This is a genomic window from Pseudomonas poae RE*1-1-14 (genome assembly GCF_000336465.1).
In the GTDB taxonomy this organism is placed as follows: Bacteria; Pseudomonadota; Gammaproteobacteria; order Pseudomonadales; family Pseudomonadaceae; genus Aquipseudomonas; species Aquipseudomonas poae.
Genome location: NC_020209.1, coordinates 4,867,819 through 4,887,137 on the forward strand (window position 1 = coordinate 4,867,819; position 19,319 = coordinate 4,887,137).

16 protein-coding genes are annotated in these 19,319 nt (G+C 61.0%); 9 read left to right on the top strand and 7 right to left on the bottom strand.

Features of this window, described 5'->3' with window-relative positions; genetic code table 11:
* Positions 1-24 precede the first annotated feature (24 nt).
* The 4 genes from dsbA to H045_RS21490 all read left to right on the top strand — a co-directional run bounded on the left by dsbA (position 25) and on the right by H045_RS21490 (position 4,413).
* On the top strand, positions 25-660 hold the full coding sequence (gene dsbA, locus H045_RS21475; RefSeq protein WP_003233742.1) for a thiol:disulfide interchange protein DsbA: 636 nt from the start codon (positions 25-27) through the stop codon (positions 658-660).
* Between the two features lie 10 nt (positions 661-670).
* Complete coding sequence (locus H045_RS21480; RefSeq protein ID WP_003233744.1) at positions 671-1,549, top strand: endonuclease/exonuclease/phosphatase family protein; 879 nt, start codon at positions 671-673, stop codon at positions 1,547-1,549.
* Positions 1,546-3,549, top strand: a complete 2,004-nt coding sequence (locus H045_RS21485; protein ID WP_015373416.1) for a GGDEF domain-containing protein — start codon at positions 1,546-1,548, stop codon at positions 3,547-3,549. Before H045_RS21480 ends, H045_RS21485 begins: the two co-directional genes overlap by 4 nt.
* An 87-nt stretch (positions 3,550-3,636) precedes the next feature.
* Positions 3,637-4,413: an N-acetylmuramoyl-L-alanine amidase gene (locus H045_RS21490; protein ID WP_015373417.1), complete on the top strand. Its 777-nt coding sequence runs from the start codon at positions 3,637-3,639 to the stop codon at positions 4,411-4,413.
* Between the two features lie 224 nt (positions 4,414-4,637).
* Here H045_RS21490 and H045_RS21495 read toward each other — a convergent pair whose 3' ends face one another.
* Together H045_RS21495 and algB are read right to left on the bottom strand one after the other, a co-directional pair.
* Positions 4,638-6,425, bottom strand: a complete 1,788-nt coding sequence (locus H045_RS21495) for a KinB sensor domain-containing domain (protein ID WP_003233751.1) — start codon at positions 6,423-6,425, stop codon at positions 4,638-4,640.
* Between the two features lie 10 nt (positions 6,426-6,435).
* Complete coding sequence (gene algB / locus H045_RS21500) at positions 6,436-7,782, bottom strand: sigma-54-dependent response regulator transcription factor AlgB (RefSeq protein WP_003233753.1); 1,347 nt, start codon at positions 7,780-7,782, stop codon at positions 6,436-6,438.
* Positions 7,783-8,164: 382 nt separating this feature from the next.
* Between algB and H045_RS21505 the strand changes: the two genes are divergently transcribed.
* The 5 genes from H045_RS21505 to H045_RS21525 all read left to right on the top strand — a co-directional run bounded on the left by H045_RS21505 (position 8,165) and on the right by H045_RS21525 (position 12,554).
* A complete protein-coding gene (locus H045_RS21505) occupies positions 8,165-8,449 on the top strand; it encodes a hypothetical protein (RefSeq protein ID WP_015373418.1) in 285 nt (94 codons plus the stop codon).
* Positions 8,450-8,528: 79 nt separating this feature from the next.
* Positions 8,529-8,693: a DUF1328 domain-containing protein gene (locus H045_RS24800; RefSeq protein WP_003187386.1), complete on the top strand. Its 165-nt coding sequence runs from the start codon at positions 8,529-8,531 to the stop codon at positions 8,691-8,693.
* A gap of 2 nt (positions 8,694-8,695) precedes the next feature.
* Positions 8,696-9,166, top strand: a complete 471-nt coding sequence (locus tag H045_RS21515; RefSeq protein WP_015373419.1) for an inhibitor of vertebrate lysozyme family protein — start codon at positions 8,696-8,698, stop codon at positions 9,164-9,166.
* Positions 9,167-9,894: 728 nt separating this feature from the next.
* Positions 9,895-11,226, top strand: a complete 1,332-nt coding sequence (gene gltP, locus H045_RS21520) for a glutamate/aspartate:proton symporter GltP (RefSeq protein WP_003233758.1) — start codon at positions 9,895-9,897, stop codon at positions 11,224-11,226.
* A 98-nt stretch (positions 11,227-11,324) separates the two neighbouring features.
* Positions 11,325-12,554, top strand: a complete 1,230-nt coding sequence (locus H045_RS21525; RefSeq protein WP_015373420.1) for a nucleoside recognition domain-containing protein — start codon at positions 11,325-11,327, stop codon at positions 12,552-12,554.
* 34 nt (positions 12,555-12,588) lie between these two features.
* Here the strand turns inward: H045_RS21525 and H045_RS21530 are convergent, their stop codons facing one another.
* The 5 genes from H045_RS21530 to H045_RS21550 form a co-directional block, all read right to left on the bottom strand.
* On the bottom strand, positions 12,589-13,620 hold the full coding sequence (locus tag H045_RS21530; RefSeq protein ID WP_015373421.1) for a DUF5924 family protein: 1,032 nt from the start codon (positions 13,618-13,620) through the stop codon (positions 12,589-12,591).
* 70 nt (positions 13,621-13,690) lie between these two features.
* Complete coding sequence (locus H045_RS21535; protein ID WP_015373422.1) at positions 13,691-15,076, bottom strand: M16 family metallopeptidase; 1,386 nt, start codon at positions 15,074-15,076, stop codon at positions 13,691-13,693.
* Between the two features lie 57 nt (positions 15,077-15,133).
* Positions 15,134-16,792 carry a Na/Pi cotransporter family protein gene (locus H045_RS21540; protein ID WP_015373423.1) on the bottom strand — a complete coding sequence of 553 codons (1,659 nt, stop codon included), beginning with the start codon at positions 16,790-16,792 and terminating at the stop codon, positions 15,134-15,136.
* A gap of 204 nt (positions 16,793-16,996) precedes the next feature.
* A complete protein-coding gene (locus H045_RS21545; RefSeq protein ID WP_003233768.1) occupies positions 16,997-17,764 on the bottom strand; it encodes a TerC family protein in 768 nt (255 codons plus the stop codon).
* Positions 17,765-17,832: 68 nt separating this feature from the next.
* Positions 17,833-19,140 carry a CitMHS family transporter gene (locus H045_RS21550; protein WP_003233770.1) on the bottom strand — a complete coding sequence of 436 codons (1,308 nt, stop codon included), beginning with the start codon at positions 19,138-19,140 and terminating at the stop codon, positions 17,833-17,835.
* Positions 19,141-19,319: the final 179 nt, after the last annotated feature.

Consider the following 19,319-nt stretch of genomic DNA (forward strand, 5'->3'; position numbering starts at 1 on the left):
ACTTTATTTGTCCAGGAGTAAAGCATGCGTAATCTGATCCTCAGCGCCGCTCTCGTCACGGCCAGTCTTTTCGGCATGACCGCTCAGGCTGCCGATGTGCCGCTTGAAGCCGGTAAAACCTACGTAGAGCTGGCCAACCCGGTGCCGGTTTCGGTGCCAGGCAAGATTGAGGTGGTGGAGCTGTTCTGGTATGGCTGCCCGCATTGCTACCAGTTTGAACCGACCATCAACCCGTGGGTTGAGAAACTGCCCAAAGACGTGAACTTCAAACGCATCCCCGCCATGTTCGGCGGCCCTTGGGATGCCCACGGTCAGCTGTTCCTGACTCTGGAAGCCATGGGTGTCGAGCACAAGGTGCACAACGCCGTATTCAACGCGATCCAGAAAGAAGGCAAGCGCCTGACCAAGCCGGACGAAATGGCTGACTTCGTTGCCACCCAGGGTGTCGACAAGGACAAATTCCTCGCCACCTTCAACTCCTTCGCCATCCAGGGCCAGATCAAGCAGGCCAAGGAGCTCGCGCAGAAGTACGGCGTGCAAGGCGTGCCTACCATGATCGTCAACGGCAAATACCGTTTCGACCTGGGCACTGCTGGTGGTCCTGAAGCGACCCTCAATGTCGCTGACCAGTTGATCGCCAAAGAGCGTGCAGCCAAGTAAGGGGCTCGTCATGCGCCGCTGGGGAACCGAACGTGGCATTGGCCTGCACGAACCGCGGGTCAATGAACATCACCTGGAATCAACGGGCCTGCCAGCGGACAGCCGGCTGCGCCTGCTCAGCTTCAATATCCAGGTGGGCAACAGTACCGAGAAGTATCGGCACTACCTCACTCGTGGCTGGCAGCACTTGCTGCCCCACAAGGGACGTACCGGCAACCTGCAGAAAATCGGCACCCTGCTCAACGACTTTGATCTGGTCGCGTTGCAGGAGGCCGACGGCGGCAGCATGCGCTCGGGCTATATCAATCAGGTGGAACACCTGGCCCAGCTCGGTGGCTTCCCCTACTGGTACCAGCAGCTCAATCGCAACCTCGGGCGTCTGGCGCAGCACAGCAATGGCGTGCTCAGCCGCCTGAAGCCAACGGCCATCGAGGATCACCCGTTGCCAGGTCCTAAGGGGCGTGGCGCAATCCTTGTGCGGTTTGGCGAAGGCCCGGAAGCCCTGGTAGTGGTGATGATGCACCTCGCCCTCGGCGGGCGAACGCGCAATCTGCAACTGGCCTACGTGCGCGAGCTGATCGGCAACTATAAGCACCAGGTGTTGATGGGGGACATGAATACCCACGCCAACGACCTGCTGCTCAATTCACCGTTGCGCGACCTCGGGCTGCTGGCGCCGCAGGTCGAGGCGACGTTCCCCAGCTGGCGCCCGCAGCGCTGCCTGGACCATATCCTGCTCAGCCCGACCCTCACGCTGGAAAGTGTGCAGGTGCTGGCGCAGCCCATTTCCGATCACCTGCCCGTCGCGGTAGAGATTCGTCTGCCGGGTTCGCTCACGGTTGATGCATTGCCCGCGTTGAGCACCAGCCCTCGCGGACCCCTTGCATGAGCGACGATGCCGAGCGGTGGAAAGAAAAATACCTGTTAAGTATCGAGCAGCAAGACAAGCTCGAACGTCGTTGGGCTGCCCGCCTCGACCTGCTGCGTCGCGGCCTGGTGCGCAGCACGCTGGCCGCTGAAGGTACCGACCGCGCCGTCGACCAATGCATGAAGGAAATGCGCGATGTGGTGCGCACCGACGACATGGACGCTGCCCTCGCCGCCCTGCTGCCGCGCCTGGAAAAAGCCGTACTCGATTCAGAACAGCGCCGCGAAACCCGGGTTGACCAGATCAGCACCGCGCTCACCGCTCTGGTCGGGCAGTTGCAGCAATTGCCACTGCCGCGCGAGGTAGCGCGTCCGCTCAAAGCTTTCGCCAAGCAACTGGACAGTCGTGTGGGGCAGGCGCGTGAGATTCCGTTGCTGCTCAGCGAATTGAGCAGCCTGCAAGGGCAGGCGTTGAATAACCTGGAAGCTGACGGCGAAACCCCACGGCCTGGTCCAGGTTTGTTGCAACGCTTGTTCGGGAGCGCCAGGGAGGTCGCTCCCGAGACGGCGGCCGATGAGCCTGCGGCAAAGCAAGCGCCAACACCGGCCACCCCCGAGCCTGTCACTGAAGAGCAGGCTGCTGCGTCATCCGAAACGCCACCCCAGGTCTCGCCGACGCCGCAAAAGCTGGCGGCGGCGCCTCCGGTTGATGTCAACGTACAACCGAAGGTCGAAGCGGCGGTTGCAGAAAGCGCCGTCGCTGAACCCACCGTTGATCCTGAACCCGAACCTCAAACCGAACAGCCGCGCGAAGAAAGCGCACTTGCGGCCTTTATCGAAACCCCCGAAGTGCCGGTTGAGACACCCGATGAGACCAGCATCGGCAGCCTGTCGCTGCCACCCGTTCTTGAAAACGAGGAAGCCGACGAGCAGCTCGGAGAAAGCGGTTATGCCCTGCCCGACTCGCCGGAGCCTACCTATAGCTCCGTGGCTCGGCACATCGAAAGCACCTTGCTCGGCCTGCTGGAAGACCTGAGCCTGCCCGAGCGCCACCGGCCCCAGGCCGAAGCCATGCGCGAGCGCCTGGCCAATGGCTTGAACTGGTACGAGCTGCTGCCGATCCTCGATGACTTGGCGGTGCTGATGCTGGCGGTCACCGACAGCGGCCAGCATGAGTTCGAAGCATATCTCAAGCACCTCAACGAGCGTCTTGAAGCGTTCCAGGGCCACCTGCAGGTGGCCAGCGATGATCATCTCGACAGCCGCTCCGCTGCCCGCCAGTTGGACACGCAGATACGTGAACAGGTCGACGGCCTGCAAAGCAGCGTGCAGGACGCGGCCGATCTGGACAGCCTCAAGCAGGTATTGGAAAGCCATATCGAAGGCTTGCTCGGCACCATGGACGAACACCGCCAGCAGCGGGACCAGCGCGAGGAGGAAATGGCGGCGCGGCTACAGGGGTTGGCCGAACGCGTCGCCAACATGGAACAGGAAGCCCTGGGCTATCGTGAACACATGGAAGTGCAGCGCCAGAAGGCCCTGATTGACCCGCTGACCCGCCTGCCCAACCGCGCGGCGTGGAGCGAGCGCCTGGACCACGAGGTCAACGCCTGGCATCAGCAGGGCAACAGCCTGTCCCTGGCGATGCTGGACTTGGACCACTTCAAGCGCGTCAACGACGGCTACGGCCATCTGGCCGGCGACAAAGTGTTGAAGATCATCGCCAACGTGCTGCGCAAGCACCTGCATGGCCGCGACTTTATTGCGCGCTTTGGCGGCGAAGAATTTGTGTTGCTGATGCCCGACACCTCACTCACCCAGGCGCTGGCGGTGGGCGAAGTGTTGCGATCGGCCATCGAGGCCTGCCCCTTCCACTTCAAGGGCGAGCCAGTGACGATCACCCTGTCCATGGGCGTGGCGCAGTTCCAGCCGGGCGAGCGCAGCGATCTGGCGCTCAAACGCGCCGACGAAGCGTTGTACCGAGCCAAGGCTGCGGGGCGTAATCAGGTGCAGGCGGCATAAAGATGTTCCATTTTGTAATTTGAGCGCTGCATCACACACGTTACGTTACACTGTTGCATTACCGTCTTCAGCGTGACGTCTCCCGCCATGAAAACCCTGTACTTCGCCTTCCTGCTTGTTCTGCTCGCCGGCTGCTCCAGCGGTCCGCGCTTCGACACCAACCATCCTTCGGTCAACCACGACAATCGCGTGCAGTTCGTGATCGTCCATTACACCTCGACCAACCTTGAACGCTCGCTGGCCCTGCTCACCCACGGCCAGGTCAGCAGCCATTACCTGATCGGCGACGACGCCAGCGCCACCATCTACAAGCTGGTGGATGAGAGCCAGCGCGCCTGGCATGCCGGTGAAAGCGAATGGGCGGGCCGCACCTGGCTCAATTCCAGCTCCATCGGCATCGAAATCGTCAACCCCGGGTACAAGGACACTCCGACCGGTCGCCTGTGGTACCCCTATTCGGAGGCTCAGGTGAAATCCCTGGTGGTGCTGCTCAAGGACATCAGCAAGCGCAACGGCATCGATCCCAAGAACATCATCGGTCACAGCGACATCGCGCCGCTGCGCAAACTCGACCCTGGTCCCTTGTTCCCCTGGAAGCGTCTGGCCAACGAAGGCCTGGGCCTGTGGCCCGATGCCAAGGCGGTTGCCCGCTTCCAGCAGCAGTACGCCACGCAGCTGCCGAGCACCACCTGGTTCCAGGAAGAGTTGGCGAAGTTGGGCTACCCGACGCCACAGACCGGCGAGCTGGACGTGGCCACGCGGCATGTGATTTCGGCATTCCAGATGCACTTCCGTGCCTCGCTGTTCGACGGTACGCCGGACGCCGAAAGCGCGGCGATCCTGAGTGCCCTGAACCAACGCTAAACCCCGGGCAGGCCTGTGGCGAGCGACTTTCATGGCAAGCGGGCCTTGTGGCAAGCGGGATTTGTGGCGAGCGGGCTTGCCCCGCGTTGGGGTGCGAAGCGCCCCCAATCCAGCAAAACGCGGTGTACCTGATACGGCTCAGCGCCTGGTTTTGGGGCTGCTGCGCAGCCCAACGCAGGACAAGCCCGCTCGCCACAGGGTTCGCTCCCGATAGAGCCTGCGAACTACAGGGGCAACGCCATATAAAACTGCGTGCCCTGCCCCGGCCGTGAATACACGCCCATGCGTCCGCCGTGCAATTGCACGATTTCCTTGCACAGCGCCAGCCCCAGGCCGGCACCGCCTTTTTTGCGCCCCACCTGCACAAAGGGTTCGAAGATGCGCCCTTGCTGGCCGTAGGCGATGCCTTCGCCATTGTCCTCGACGCTGACAATCACCCGCTCGCCATGGCGTCGCGCCTGCAGGTGGATTTGCCCGCCTTCGGCGGTATGACGCAGTGCGTTGGCCAACAGGTTGTCGAGCACTCGTTCCAGTTGCGCCTGATCGGCGTATAGCCGTGGCACGTCAGCCTGGGCCTCCACCAGCAATTCAATATGTTGCGCATTTGCCGTCTCGGCAAAGCGGGCGCGCGCATGCTCAAGCAAATCCGTCACGTCGCACGGCCCCAGCGTGAGTTTCTGCAGGCCGTTCTGGTAGCGCGAGAAGTTGAGCAGGTCGTTGATCAACTGCATCAGGCGCTGCATTTCTTCGTTGACCGTATCCAGCAGGTCCGCTTCCCGCGACTCCGACGGAAACTTCGCGCGCTCGCGAAAAAGACCAAACGCCATGTGCATGCCGGTCACTGGCGTGCGCAGCTCATGGGAGGCGCGCAAGACGAACTCGCTGCGCACCCGCTCGAAGGCACGCTGCTCGGTGACGTCATGCAGCACCATCACCGCGCCGAGGATATGCCCCTGGGTGTGGCTTACGGGTGTCAGGCTGTAGGTCAGCAGGCGCAATTCGCCTTCGACTTCCACTTCCAGATCTTCCGGCGCCCGCTCCAGGTTGCCACCGCGCAGCACCAGTTGCAGTTGTTCGTCCAGTTCCGGACGCATCAGCGCTTCACCCAAACCTTGCCCGAGGCGCTCCTCATCCCAGCCCAACTGACGCTGCGCCACGGGATTGAGATGCTCCAGGCGGCCCTGGCGATCGATCATCAGCAGGCCATCGTCGATGCTGTCGAGCACCGCTTGCAGGCGCTGCTGGCCGGCCAGGAGTTCGTCGACATTGGTTGCCTGATGCTGGCGCAGCGCCTCAGCCATGATGCCGAAGCGCCGCGTCAGCTGGTTCATTTCCGCCGCTGAGGAGATCGGCAGCGTCACCTCGAAATCACCTTGGCCGATCCTGTCGGCCGCCTTGGCCAAGGCTTCGATCGGTCCGCCAAAGCGCCTTGCGATGCCATGGGCGGTGATGAAGCCGATAATCAGCACGGCAAGCCCAACCACCCCCAGGGCTGCGGCGATCAACAAGGCACGGCTGCGCGATTTGTGTTCGCTGGTGTTGATGTTTTCCAGGGCTTGTTTGTGTTCGGTGATCAGGCCGTTGCGCAGGGCATTGAAGCTGTCGGTCAGTTTCTGATTTTTTTTGTTCGCCAGTGGCGAACGCTGGGCTTCGTCGAAGGCTTTGAGAAAGTCCAGGTAGTCGACGCGCGCCTGGCTGAAACCGTTGATTCGTCCATCGCGCTTTTCATGGGCGATGCCTTCGTCCAGCAACGCAAAATACTGTTGCTTGGCCGTTTCCAGGGCCTTGGAATCCGGTTGCTCCTCCAGCATCAGGATCAACTGGTCCCCCAGACTCTGGCGCAGCTTGAGCCCCAGGTCCAGGGTGATGAAGTTGTTGCGGATCAGGGATTCCTGGCTTTTTGCCATTTGCATCACGCTGACCAGCCCCAGCACCAAGCCCAACAGGGCCACGGTGATCAGTGCGGAAATGCTCAGGAATAACCGAGTGCGCAGTTTCATCGCAAGCTTCATAAGGTACAGCTCACAGGTTGTACTGTTTGCGTTTGCGGTACAGGGTCGAGGCGTCGATACCGAGGGTACGGGCCGCCTGATCCAGCGTGTCGCTGGTGGCCAGCACGGCGCCGATGTGGGCTTTTTCCAGCTCATCCAGGCTCAGCGCGGCACCGATGCGCGGCGCATTGTTGGTCGGTTGCTCCGCCATGCCCAAGTGGCTGATCTCGACTTTTTCCTGGGGGCAAATGATGCTCGCGCGCTCCACGACGTTGCGCAGTTCGCGGATATTGCCAGGCCAGCGGTAGTTGAGCAGCGCTTCGCGGGCCTGGTCGCTGAAACCTCGCGCCGGTCGGGCGTAGTCCTTGACGAAGCGCGCCAGGAAGCGGTCCGCCAGGGTCAGGATATCTTCACTGCGCTCGCGCAGCGGCGGCAGGTGCAAGGTGATCACGTTGAGACGGTAAAGCAGGTCTTCACGGAAGCGGCCGTCGCGCACCATGTCTTCCAGGTTCAGGTTGGTGGCCGCGAGGATACGCACATCGGCACGGCGGGTAACCGGATCGCCCACACGTTCGTATTCCTTGTCCTGGATGAAACGCAGCAACTTGGGCTGCAGAGTGAGGGGAAAATCGCCGATTTCGTCGAGAAACAGCGTGCCGCCGTCTGCCTGGTTGACCCGACCCAGTGTGCTCTCGCTGGCCCCGGTGAAGGCACCGCGGCTGTGGCCGAACAACTCGCTCTCCATCAATTCCGCCGTGAGCGACGGGCAGTTGATGGTGACGCAGGACTTTTTGGTGCGCTTGCTCCAGCCATGAATGGCCCGCGCCAGCTCACCTTTACCGGTGCCAGACTCGCCCAGTATGAGGATGTTGGCGTCGGTACCGGCCACCTGGCGTGCGGTTTCGAGCACCACCATCATCGCCGGGCTGTGGGAGTCGAGGCCGTCCTTGGGTTTGCGTACTTCGCCTTCCAGCGCTTCCAGGCGCGCGGATAGCTGGCGCACTTCCAGCTGCTTGGCGGTGGCCAGACGCAATTGGTCCGGGCTGCACGGCTTGACCAGGTAATCGGCCGCGCCGGCTTGGATTGCATCCACGGCGGTGTCGACGGCCGAATGCGCAGTGACGATCACCACGCGCATCCACGGCGCCTGAATACGCATCTGGGCGAGCACATCCAGGCCATTGTCTTCACCCAGGCGCAGGTCGAGGAAACACAGGTCGAACACTTGGCGCTGCATCAGGGCATCGGCCTGGGCGGCGCTGTTGGCGGTAGCTACGGTGTAGCCTTCGTCTTCCAGGCAGTAACGGAAGGTGCGGAGGATCGCGGATTCGTCATCCACTAAAAGAATGCGGCCTTGAAGTTCCTTGGCTGATTCCATCTGTCCCGCGCTCCTTAACTTTAAATAATGATGGTGATTAGTCCCGGAATAATCGGGCAAGTTGCATGGTTTATTCTGATTCATAAAAGGCGACTTCGCGCAGCTATCTGCGCACCTTCCTACAGCACGCCCTTTTTAGCCCTTGGTGCCAATTCGGCAAGCGTTGCGACAGGTTCTATCCCTTGACCCGACCACTGGCCATCGTGCATTTCGCACGGCCTACAGGCGGGCATCGTGCAGGATGCTGGGGCGTTTGTATTGGATGTAATTATAACTTGTTGATTTTATTAGTATTTATTTTGAAAAAAAGCTGGCATGCGCTCTGCAATACATCTCCCAAGAACGTCATGAACGAATAATCAGAATGCGGGAGAAATGCAGCATGACTCGCCAAAGCCTCAGCCAACTGCGTGTATCGCCACTGCTCCTGCAACAGGGTTTGTTCGCCAGCTTGGCCCTCATGGTCACGTTGATTGGCGGCCAGCAGCTGCAGCACTGGCAGCAGAGTCAGCAGCAAATGCCCCAATTCGACCGTCCAGCCATGACGCAAAACCATTTTCGTTCCATCGCCAGCGCGGCTGCCGATGTGACTGCCCCGCAATTGCGCGTGGTCGACCAGGACAACACCCTGGACGAGCTGCCGGTACAAGAGCGTTGGGTGTTCTAGGCAATAAATCGGGCGCTGTATTGAGCGACCGCACTGCACTACAGCTGTTACCCCCTATGAAAGCGTAAGGAGAATCACCATGTTGAGTTGGGCAATCACGTTTCTGATCATCGCCATTGTGGCTGCAGTCCTGGGCTTCGGTGGCATCGCCGGCACCGCCACGGGTATCGCCAAGATCCTGTTCGTTGTCTTCCTGGTGATGTTCATCGCTTCGTTCTTCTTTGGTCGTAAAGGCCGAGGCTGAAGATGACCACTCTTTCTTTTAAAGCCATTACTGTCGCCCTTTTATTGGGCGGCAGCGGTTTGGCGATGGCCGCCCATGATGGTCAGACCCGAGCCAACGAATTGCTCAGTGCGGACCCGCAGTACCGTGAAACCTGGCGAGACGTGGTGAAGAAAGAAGAGCGCCTGCCGGAATGGGTGATGAACCTGTCCGGCTCGGCCGAACAGCAGATGACTGCTGTTGAGGAAGATGGCGACAAGTACTTGGTCGGGCCGCTCTGCGAGACCGCAGACACTTGCCTGAACAAGCGTCTGATCGTCGCCGTCAGCTTCGACAAGGAAGATGCCTACGCCCTGTTGGTGCAAGTCCCGGCCGGTTTGCCGAAGGACAAATCGCCGACGCGGCACGCCGATTACCGATTTATCGGTAAGCCGGACGAAGGCATGCAAAAGCTGTTGATGGAACAGCTCAAGAAAGATCCGAATTGGTACTAGGTTCCGTATGACGCGTCCAGCGTCTGCGGGGCCGGCGTCCATAGAAGGAAGCCCGTCGCTTCTTTCTGTCTGCATCGCTCGCCAAGGGCGATGCATGGCCAGGGGGCCGGGTTGCTCTGATCAATCGAGATCGGCGTGACCTACGGGTACAGGGAGTGCCTGCGCAAGGGCCGGGTCAGGCGAAAAGCTGCGGCGCAAGTTCACAGGTCCTCAAGCTTGTTGAACTTGCGACGGGCTCACTGCTCTGATGGCGGCGTCCCATGTCGGCCTTAGCCGAACATTTCGTTTTCGCTCGTCATCAACCATTGCCGGTTGTGTCTTCGCGACCATCTATCGAGAAAGTTTTGTCTGCGCCATCGGGTATTTCTGACGCGAGCTCCGTTAATTTTCGAGAGGCCGTGCCAGCCACCCAGCACGCGTCTGACTCTCTGAGCAAGCCTGTAATGGCAGGTTCACGGCCTATTTGCCGTTCAGATTGGCGTAATCGAGCTGACCACTCAGACAGTTATCCCCCCAAAAAGCCATGCCGATTCTGCATAGGGTAGGCGTTTACGGCATTAGACGTTGCGCCCTTGCATGGGAATAGTTGCGGCTTTTTTCGCATGCCATTAAGCCATTTCGGCCATGCGGCGGTAACTTTCGACGGAGGCTGGTGCACACACTTTTTCGCTCTCGAGCGTTGCGGCTGGCGCATTTGCCTTAAGTTCACGTGAAGTAAGGGTAATGACATGAAGAAGGCAAAACTAAGCCTCGCCTGGCAGATCCTCATCGGTCTGGTGCTGGGGATTGCAATCGGTGCGGTGCTCAACCATTTCAGTGCTGAAAAGGCCTGGTGGATCAGCAACGTCTTGCAGCCGGCAGGCGATATCTTTATTCGCCTGATCAAGATGATCGTCATCCCGATTGTAATTTCCTCGCTGATCGTCGGCATCGCTGGTGTTGGTGACGCGAAAAAACTGGGTCGAATTGGTGTCAAAACCATCCTTTACTTCGAAATTGTCACCACTATCGCCATCGTGGTCGGCCTGTTGCTGGCCAACCTGTTCCATCCGGGTGCGGGCATCGACATGAGCACCCTGGGCACCGTCGATATTTCCAAGTACCAGGCGACTGCCGCTGAGGTGCAGCATGAACACGCGTTCATCCAGACCATCCTCAACCTGATCCCCTCGAACATCTTTGCCGCCGTCGCCCGCGGCGAGATGCTGCCGATCATTTTCTTCTCGGTACTCTTCGGCCTCGGCTTGTCGAGTCTCAAGCCGGAGTTGCGCGAGCCGCTGGTGACCATGTTCCAGGGCGTGTCCGAGAGCATGTTCAAAGTCACGCACATGATCATGAAGTACGCCCCCATCGGGGTCTTCGCGCTGATCGCAGTGACCGTCGCCAACTTCGGCTTCGCCTCCCTGCTGCCGCTGGCCAAGCTGGTGATCCTGGTTTACGTCGCCATCCTGTTCTTCGCCTTTGTGGTGTTGGGCCTGATCGCCCGCCTGTTCGGCTTCTCGGTGCTCAAGCTGATGCGCATCTTCAAGGATGAACTGGTACTGGCCTACTCCACCGCCAGTTCCGAGACCGTGCTGCCGCGCGTGATCGAGAAGATGGAAGCTTACGGCGCGCCGAAGGCGATCTGCAGCTTTGTGGTGCCGACCGGTTACTCGTTCAACCTCGACGGCTCGACCCTGTACCAGAGCATTGCCGCCCTCTTTATCGCCCAGCTGTACGGCATCGACCTGTCGATCGGCCAGCAACTGATGCTGGTGCTGACCCTGATGGTCACCTCCAAAGGGATTGCCGGCGTGCCGGGCGTGTCCTTCGTGGTGTTGCTGGCCACCCTGGGCAGCGTGGGCATTCCGCTGGAAGGCCTGGCCTTCATCGCTGGCGTCGATCGCATCATGGACATGGCGCGCACTGCGCTCAACGTGATCGGCAACGCCCTGGCCGTGCTGGTGATCTCTCGCTGGGAAGGCATGTACGACGATGCCAAGGGCGAGCGCTACTGGAACTCGCTGCCGCACTGGCGCACCCGGACTGCGGTGCCAACCGCCCAGGCCACTCGCGGCTGATTGCACTCAGGTGCTGAAACAAACCCCGGAACATTCCGGGGTTTGTCGTTTCTGTCAGCCCCGCTATCATTCGCCCCATCTTTCGGGGGATTCAACTGATGCTCAATGGCCTGTGGCTTGGCTTCTTTGTCGTGGCAATGGTGTCAGCACTGGCGCAATGGCTGGTGGGCGGTAACGCCGGGATTTTCGCGGCGATGGTCGAAAGCATTTTCGCCATGGCCAAATTGTCGGTGGAGGTCATGGTGCTGCTGTTCGGCACCCTGACGTTATGGCTGGGCTTTTTGCGCATCGCTGAAAAAGCCGGGATCGTCGACTGGCTGGCCAAGGCCCTCGGGCCGCTGTTTCGCCGACTGATGCCCGAAGTGCCGGCCGGCCACCCGGCCATCGGCCTGATTACCCTCAACTTCGCCGCCAACGGCCTGGGCCTGGACAACGCCGCGACGCCCATTGGCCTGAAGGCCATGAAGGCGCTGCAGGAACTCAATCCCATCCCCAACACCGCCAGTAACGCGCAGATCCTTTTCCTGGTGCTTAACGCCTCGTCGCTGACGCTGTTGCCGGTGACTATCTTCATGTACCGCGCCCAGCAAGGCGCCGCTGACCCGACACTGGTGTTCCTGCCGATCCTGCTGGCCACCAGCGCCTCGACCCTGGTGGGCCTGCTGTCGGTGGCGGTGATGCAACGCCTGCGGTTGTGGGACCCGGTGGTGCTGGCCTACCTGATCCCCGGTGCGCTGGTGCTGGGTGGTTTCATGGCGTTGCTGGCGACCCTGTCCGCCACCGCGCTGGCCGGGTTGTCGTCGATCCTTGGCAACCTGACGCTGTTTGGCTTGATCATGCTGTTTTTGCTGATCGGCGCGCTGCGCAAGGTCAAGGTGTACGAGGCGTTTGTCGAAGGGGCCAAGGAAGGCTTCGATGTGGCGAAAAACCTGCTGCCCTACCTGGTGGCGATGCTCTGCGCGGTCGGCGTATTGCGTGCTTCCGGGGCGCTGGACTTCGGCCTGGAAGGCATCCGTCATCTGGTGGCGTGGACCGGCATGGACACGCGGTTTGTCGATGCCCTGCCAACCGCGATGGTCAAACCGTTCTCTGGCAGCGCGGCACGGGCGATGCTGATCGAGACCATGCAGACTCAGGGCGTGGACAGCTTTCCCGCGTTGGTGGCGGCGACGGTTCAAGGCAGCACCGAGACCACGTTTTACGTGCTGGCGGTGTACTTTGGGTCGGTCGGGATCCAGCGGGCAAGGCATGCCGTTGGGTGTGCGTTGCTGGCAGAGTTTGCTGGTGTGGTTGCGGCGATTTCGGTGTGCTACTGGTTTTTTGGCTGAGGCTGAAATCGCTATCGGGGGATTGCTCCACCGCTTACGTGGGATTGTCCGTTTGTGCTGTGTCCGTCACTTTGAAGCGCAGCACGCCGATCACTTGCCCGTCTTCGGTGAGCACCTGCACCTGCCAGCGCCCTGCTGCGTCGCCGGGGAAGTTCTGTTTGTGAGTCCAGGCGCGGTAGCCTTCCTTGCGTCCGCCGTGGATATCGAGGGCGATGCGGTCGACCTCTTTGCCGTTGAATTTCCACACATGGTAGATCCGCTCATCCAGCCCGCGCGGCGCATTGATGGCGGTGTAGGCGTACAACCCGCCGCTGCGCAACTGGGCGGCGTTGACCTCCTTGAGGTCGTCGCCTGGTGTGCGATCCTGCATCTGCGTGCTGATGGCCACTTCGGTCATCCACAACGTTGCGGGCGGCACCCAACTGCGCAGGAACCAGCCGGCGCAGCCGATGGCGGCCGTGACCCCCAGCAGCATCGCCCAGCCCTTGAGGCTGCGCAGCGGCAGGCTCAACGCCAGGCTTGGAATCGACAGCGCCATGGCCACGCCAAGCGCCAGCTTGTAACTCTCGGCGGTGGTCAGGTGCAGGATGATCGGCAGCGCGGTCAGCAGTGCGGCAAACAGTGTCAGGGTGTGCAGAGCCAGGAACAGCGAACGCTTGGGTGCCAGCCATTTGTAATACAGCGGGTCGATGATCGACACCAGCGCCGCCGCACCGAGCAGGCCGGTGAACACTGACTGGCCGCTGTTCCAGGCGGTGGTGACGAAGAAAAACGGCAGCACGAAAAACAGGCTTTCCTGATGGATCATCTGGGTGGCATAGCGCAACAGGGGCTCGGGAATTTCCCGCTTGAACAGCTTGGCGAACAGTTGGGTAAAACTGTTCTCCAGCATCAGCCACAACCAGCTCACCAGCATGATCACCGCGATCCAACTGGCCATGCCCTGCTGGCGGTCCACCAGAATGAAGCTACCCACACCCGAGATGAAGCCGCCGAGTGCGATCACCCCTGGGTAGCGCTTCATCAGTTCGAGGATGCGCTGGATTACGTGACTCAGGTTTGGCATTCGGCGATTCGCAGTAGGTGTAGGAAAAGGTCCCGGACAGGATAGCGTTTCGGTGCGCGTGTGCGGTGGCTCACTGCGCGATCCGTTTGCGATAACTGCGTACGCCGATCAACACAATTGCGATCAGCCCAAGCATGCCGGCACCGATCCAGTTCAGGGCGTCGTAGCTGAGCAGCGGTTTTTCGATGCGCCAGTAGCCCGGTTGCTTGAGCACCCGGCGCATGGCCTGGTTGGTCTGCTCCAGGCTGACCGCCTTGATGCGCTTGACCGGGTCGCTGAAGCGCCCGTTGGCGTACTCGCCGGACGCGGCCCAATAATAGTCGGCCAGGGCGCTGTTGCCCTGCACGGCCCAGGCCTGGCGAGCGATGGCAGCCTGCTTCAGGCGGGCGAAGGTGGCCGGGTCGAGGCCGTCCTTGAGTAACCTGGCGGTGAGGTCGTGCAGCACCTGTTCGGCCTCGGGGAGGTCTTCGCGTTCAAGATCGGCATTCAGGCTGAGGAAGCCAACGCCACCGAGTACTTCGCGCTCGCTCCAGGGGCCGTAGGACAAACCGTGCCTGAGGCGCAGTTCGCGGTACAACGCCCAGTCCAGGTAATCCTTGAGCAGGTCGTAGGTTTGGTCATGCTGATCGTCCAGCATCGGTTCAGGAAACAGCCAGTGCAGCTTGGCGCCGTCACCGACCCAGCCGTGCATCAGGTCGCGATGGTGGGCTGCGGTGTGCTGGATTTCGGGCAGGGTCAGGTGGTCGGTCGGCTCGACTGGATCGAGTTCGCCGTAGGTGCGCTCCAGGTAGGCCGGCAGCAGTTTGTCGAGGTCGCCGACGATGATCAGGGTCATGTTGTTGGGTGCGTACCAGTTTTTGCGCAGCGCCTCCAATTGGTCGCGCGTGAGTTGACCGACCTCGGCGCGTTCGGCGCACTTGAGGCCCAGCTCGACAGCCAATTGATTGCTGGCGGTGTGGCCCAGGTCCTGGCGGTCGAGCAGGCGCTGCAGGTGCGAGTAATGCCCGCCGTCCTCGCGCTCGACGACGCGCTTGGCGGCACTGATATTGGCGTCGGTCAGTTCGGTACGGGTGAGGATGGCCAGTAGCAGGTCGAGCACCTTGCGCTGGTTTTGCGCCGGGGCCTCGATCACGAAGGTGGTGTCGGCGTTGCTGGTGTAGGCGTTCCACTCACCGCCCAGGGCTTGCATGCGGTCTTCGAGATCACCTTCGCCGCCGCCGTCGATGCCGCTGAACAGCAGGTGTTCGAGCAGGTGCGGCAGCTCTTTTTGCTCACAACTGAAATCATCCAGGCCCACGCCGACCACCAGGCGGATCGCCACATGCCCGCGCTCGGTGCCTGGCTTGAGCAGCACTTGCAGGCCGTTGGGCAAGGTGTAGCCCTCGACTTGCAAACGGTCAAAAGCAAAGGCATGGGCAGAACCCATGAGCAGACAAGCGAACAACAGGCGACGCATAACAAGCTTCCTGGCGAGTGAGGTCAGCTTTAACTGACTTCACAGGCCACCATCCGTTCAGGGTGAATGCGTGATGTCGGCAATATCGTCGGCGGAGAGTGCGCTGGTGTCGGACGTTTCCAGCACGACATAGGCGCTGCTGCAAAACAGCGAGTTGAGACGCTTCATGTCGGCAATCAGCTCCAGGTGCAGGGAGCTGGTCTCCAGGCTCTGTACGACCTTGTGCTGCAGTCGGCTGACGTGGGCGTGTGCCAGGCGGCGCTCCTGGGCGCGGAAGCGACGTTTTTCGCGCAGTAATTGGCGTGCGCTCTCCGGGTCGGCACTCAGAAACACCGACAGCCCCAGGCGCAGATTGGCGATCAACTGGCTGTGCAGGCCTGAAAGCTCCTCCAGGCCGACTTCGGAAAACTGGCGGCGCTGCGAGGTCTTCTGCTGCTGCACCTTGCGCAGCATGCGCTCGATCAGGTCGCCGGCCAGCTTCAGGTTGATCGACAGTTCGATGATTTCGGCCCAGCGGCGGCTGTCGTGTTCGCCCAGGTCTTCGCGGGGCATTTGCGCGAGGTAAAGCTTGATCGCGCTGTACAGTGCCTCGACGTCGTCGCTGAGGCTGCGCATTTCCTGGGTGATGGCGGTTTGCTTGCCGCGCAGCACTTCCTGCATGGCCATCAGCATGTTGTCGATCAGGTCACCCAGGCGCAGGGTTTCCCGCGCGGCGTTGGCCAGGGCCAGGCTCGGTGTGGCGAGGGCGGCAGCGTCCAGATGGCGCGGCTTGGCCTTGCCGTTGATCTCTTCGCGCTCCGGCAGCAGCCACTCGCACAGTCGCGCCATCGGGCCGATGGTGGGTAGCAGGATCAGGCAGCGGCTGACGTTGTAGAGCAGGTGAAAGGTGATGACCATGCCCTGGGCGCTGTAGTCCAGGCTGTCCATCCACAGCACCAGCGGGTCGAGCACCGGGATAATCAGCAGCAGGCCGATCAGTTTGTAGAGCAGGCTGCCCAGCGCTACCTGGCGCCCGGCGGCGTTTTGCATGCTGGTGCTGAGGAAGGCCAGTATGCCGCTGCCGATATTGGCGCCGATCACCAGGCCGATGGCCACGTGCAGGCCGATCACACCCGCACCGGCCAGGGTGGCGGTGAGCAGCACGGCGGCCAGGCTGGAGTAGGAAATCATCGCGAACAGCGCGCCGATCAGGGCGTCGAGCAGGATGTCGCCAGTGAGCGAGGCGAAGATCACTTTGACGCCCTGAGCATGGGTGATCGGCCCGGCAGCTTCGACGATCAATTGCAGGGCGAGGATGATCAGGCCTAGGCCGATGCTCACACGGCCCATTTGACCGGCACGCGTCTGTTTGCGCGAAAGGAAGAAGATAACGCCGAGGAAAATCAGCAGCGGTGACAGCCAGGACAGGTCGAAGGTCAGCACCCGCGCCATCAACGCCGTACCGACGTCGGCACCGAGCATGGTCGCCAGTGCAGGCACCAGCCCCATGAGGCCTTGGCCGACAAAGGATGTCACCAGCATCGCGGTGGCGTTGCTGCTTTGCACCATGGCTGTTACCAGGATACCGGCAACGAAGGCCAGCCAGCGCCTGGACATGTTCTGCCCGATGACCTGGCGCAAATTGGAACCGTAGACCCGCAGAATGCCGGTACGGACGATGTGCGTGCCCCAGATAAGCAGGGTCACGGCGGAAAGCAGATTGAGCAAGGTCAGCATGCTCGGCCCCCCGTGTGGGTGTGCTCCATGAGGAGCGAAGGAAAGTTGCCGCGTGCCGTTCTACGTCTTGTACTTAAGCTGTAGTTGGCGAATGGGCTGCGCGCCAGCATCGCATAGCTAAAGTGAGGATTGAAACAAAACTGTCATATGCAGGAGCGAGCAAGCTCGCTCCTGCAGGCCGTTTGTGGTGCGCGACGTTCCGGGTTATTGACCCGGAACATCCTTGCGCAGTTTCACCGGATCCTGCTGTTTCTTCTTTTTCGCGATGGCGGTACGCATCTTGATGTTGACCGCTTCCACCGCCAGCGAGAACGCCATGGCAAAGTAGACGTAGCCTTTTGGCACGTGCACGTCGAAGGATTCGGCGATCAGCACGGTACCCACCACCAGCAGGAACGACAGCGCCAGCATCTTCAGCGACGGATGTTTGTCGATGAACGCGCTGATGGTGCCGGCTGCCAGCATCATCACCAGCACCGCGACCACAATGGCCGCGACCATCACCGGCACATGGGACACCATGCCGACGGCGGTGATCACCGAGTCCAGGGAGAACACGATGTCGATGATCGCGATCTGGATGATGGTGTAGATGAACTTGCCACCCTTGCCGCCGGGTTCGTCGTGGGATTCGTCTTCACCTTCCAGGGCGTGGTACATCTCCTGGGAGCTTTTCCACAGCAGGAACAGGCCACCGAAGAACAGGATCAGGTCGCGACCGGAAATGCCTTGGCCGAACACCACGAACAGGTCAGCCGTAAGTCGCATGACCCAGGTGATCGACAGCAGCAACAGGATGCGCGTGACCATCGCCAGGGCCAGGCCGAAGATCCGGGTGCGCGCCTGCATGTGCTTGGGCATGCGGCTGACCAGGATCGAAATCATGATGATGTTATCGATGCCCAGGACGATCTCGAGGGCCGTCAGGGTGAAGAAGGCAATCCAGATTTCCGGATTGGTCAGCCATTCCATGTGTATTCCTTTGAGCAAATGTTAAACCGCGCAAGCTGCAGCGCCGCGCGGTGAGTGAGTCGGTAGGATTATAGAGTGCTGAACAGCGGAAAAATCCCCATCAGCAATGCGGCGACCATTATGCACAGGCATACCAGCACTGCCCACTTCAGGGTAAAGCGCTGGTGATCGCCGAATTCGATACCGGCCAAGGCCACCAGCAGGTACGTCGACGGCACCAGCGGGCTGAGCAAGTGCACCGGTTGGCCGACGATCGAGGCGCGGGCCATCTCCACGGCGGTGATGCCGTAGTGGCTGGCGGCTTCGGCAAGTACCGGCAGTACGCCGTAGTAGAACGCGTCGTTGGACATGAAGAACGTGAACGGCATGCTCACCAGTGCGGTGATTACCGCTAGGTATGGGCCCAGGGCTTCCGGGATCACGGCCAGCAGGCTTTTGGACATGGCGTCGACCATGCCGGTGCCTGACAGGATGCCGGTGAAGATACCGGCGGCGAAGATCAGCCCGACCACCGCCAGTACGCTGCCGGCGTGTGCGGCGACGCGGTCTTTCTGTTGTTGCAGGCACGGGTAGTTGACGATCATGGCGATACTGAACGCCACCATGAACAGCACCGGCAGCGGCAACAGGCCGGCGATGAGTGTGCACATCAGGCCCAGGGTCAGCGCGCCGTTGAACCAGATCAGCTTGGGACGGCGGGCGTCCGGGAATTGCGACACGCTGATGTCGCTGTGATCGATGTCGTCGCCCTGCAGATGCAGCTCACCCAGGCGCGCACGTTCGCGTTTGCCGTACATGTAAGCGATCACCAGGATTGCGACTACACCGGCAGCCATGGCCGGAATCATGGGTACGAAGATGTCGGATGGGTCTACATGCAGCGCACTGGCCGCACGGGCGGTCGGGCCACCCCAGGGGGTCATGTTCATCACGCCACCGGCGAGGATGATCAAGCCGGCCATGATCCGCGGGCTCATGCCGATGCGTTTGTACAGCGGCAGCATGGCCGCCACGCAGATCATGTAGGTGGTGGCACCGTCACCGTCGAGCGACACAACCAGAGCCAGCACGGCGGTGCCGACCGACACTTTGAGCGGGTCGCCCTTGACCATCTTGAGGATCTTGCGCACGGCCGGGTCGAACAGGCCGGAGTCGATCATCAGGGCAAAGTAGAGAATGGCGAACATCAGCATCACGCCGGTCGGCGCAAGCTTGGTGATGCCTTCGAGCATCATCGGGCCGATCTTCGGTGCGAAACCGCCGAACAGCGCGAACAGGATCGGCACGATGATCAAGGCGATCAGCGCGGACAGGCGCTTGGTCATGATCAGGAACATGAACGTGATGACCATGGCAAAGCCAAGGAAAGTCAGCATAGGAATACTCCAGGCGTAGCGCGGCTAGGGAATGGCGAACCGGTTGGGTCAGCGCAGAACGAAAGGCACGAGGCGTACGGGGGGAGTGAGGGCAAGCAGGCGTTTACTAGCGGACATCAGGGTCACCATTGTTGTTGTTAACAGTCGGTCTGTTGCCGACAGTGAAGGCGATCCTAGAC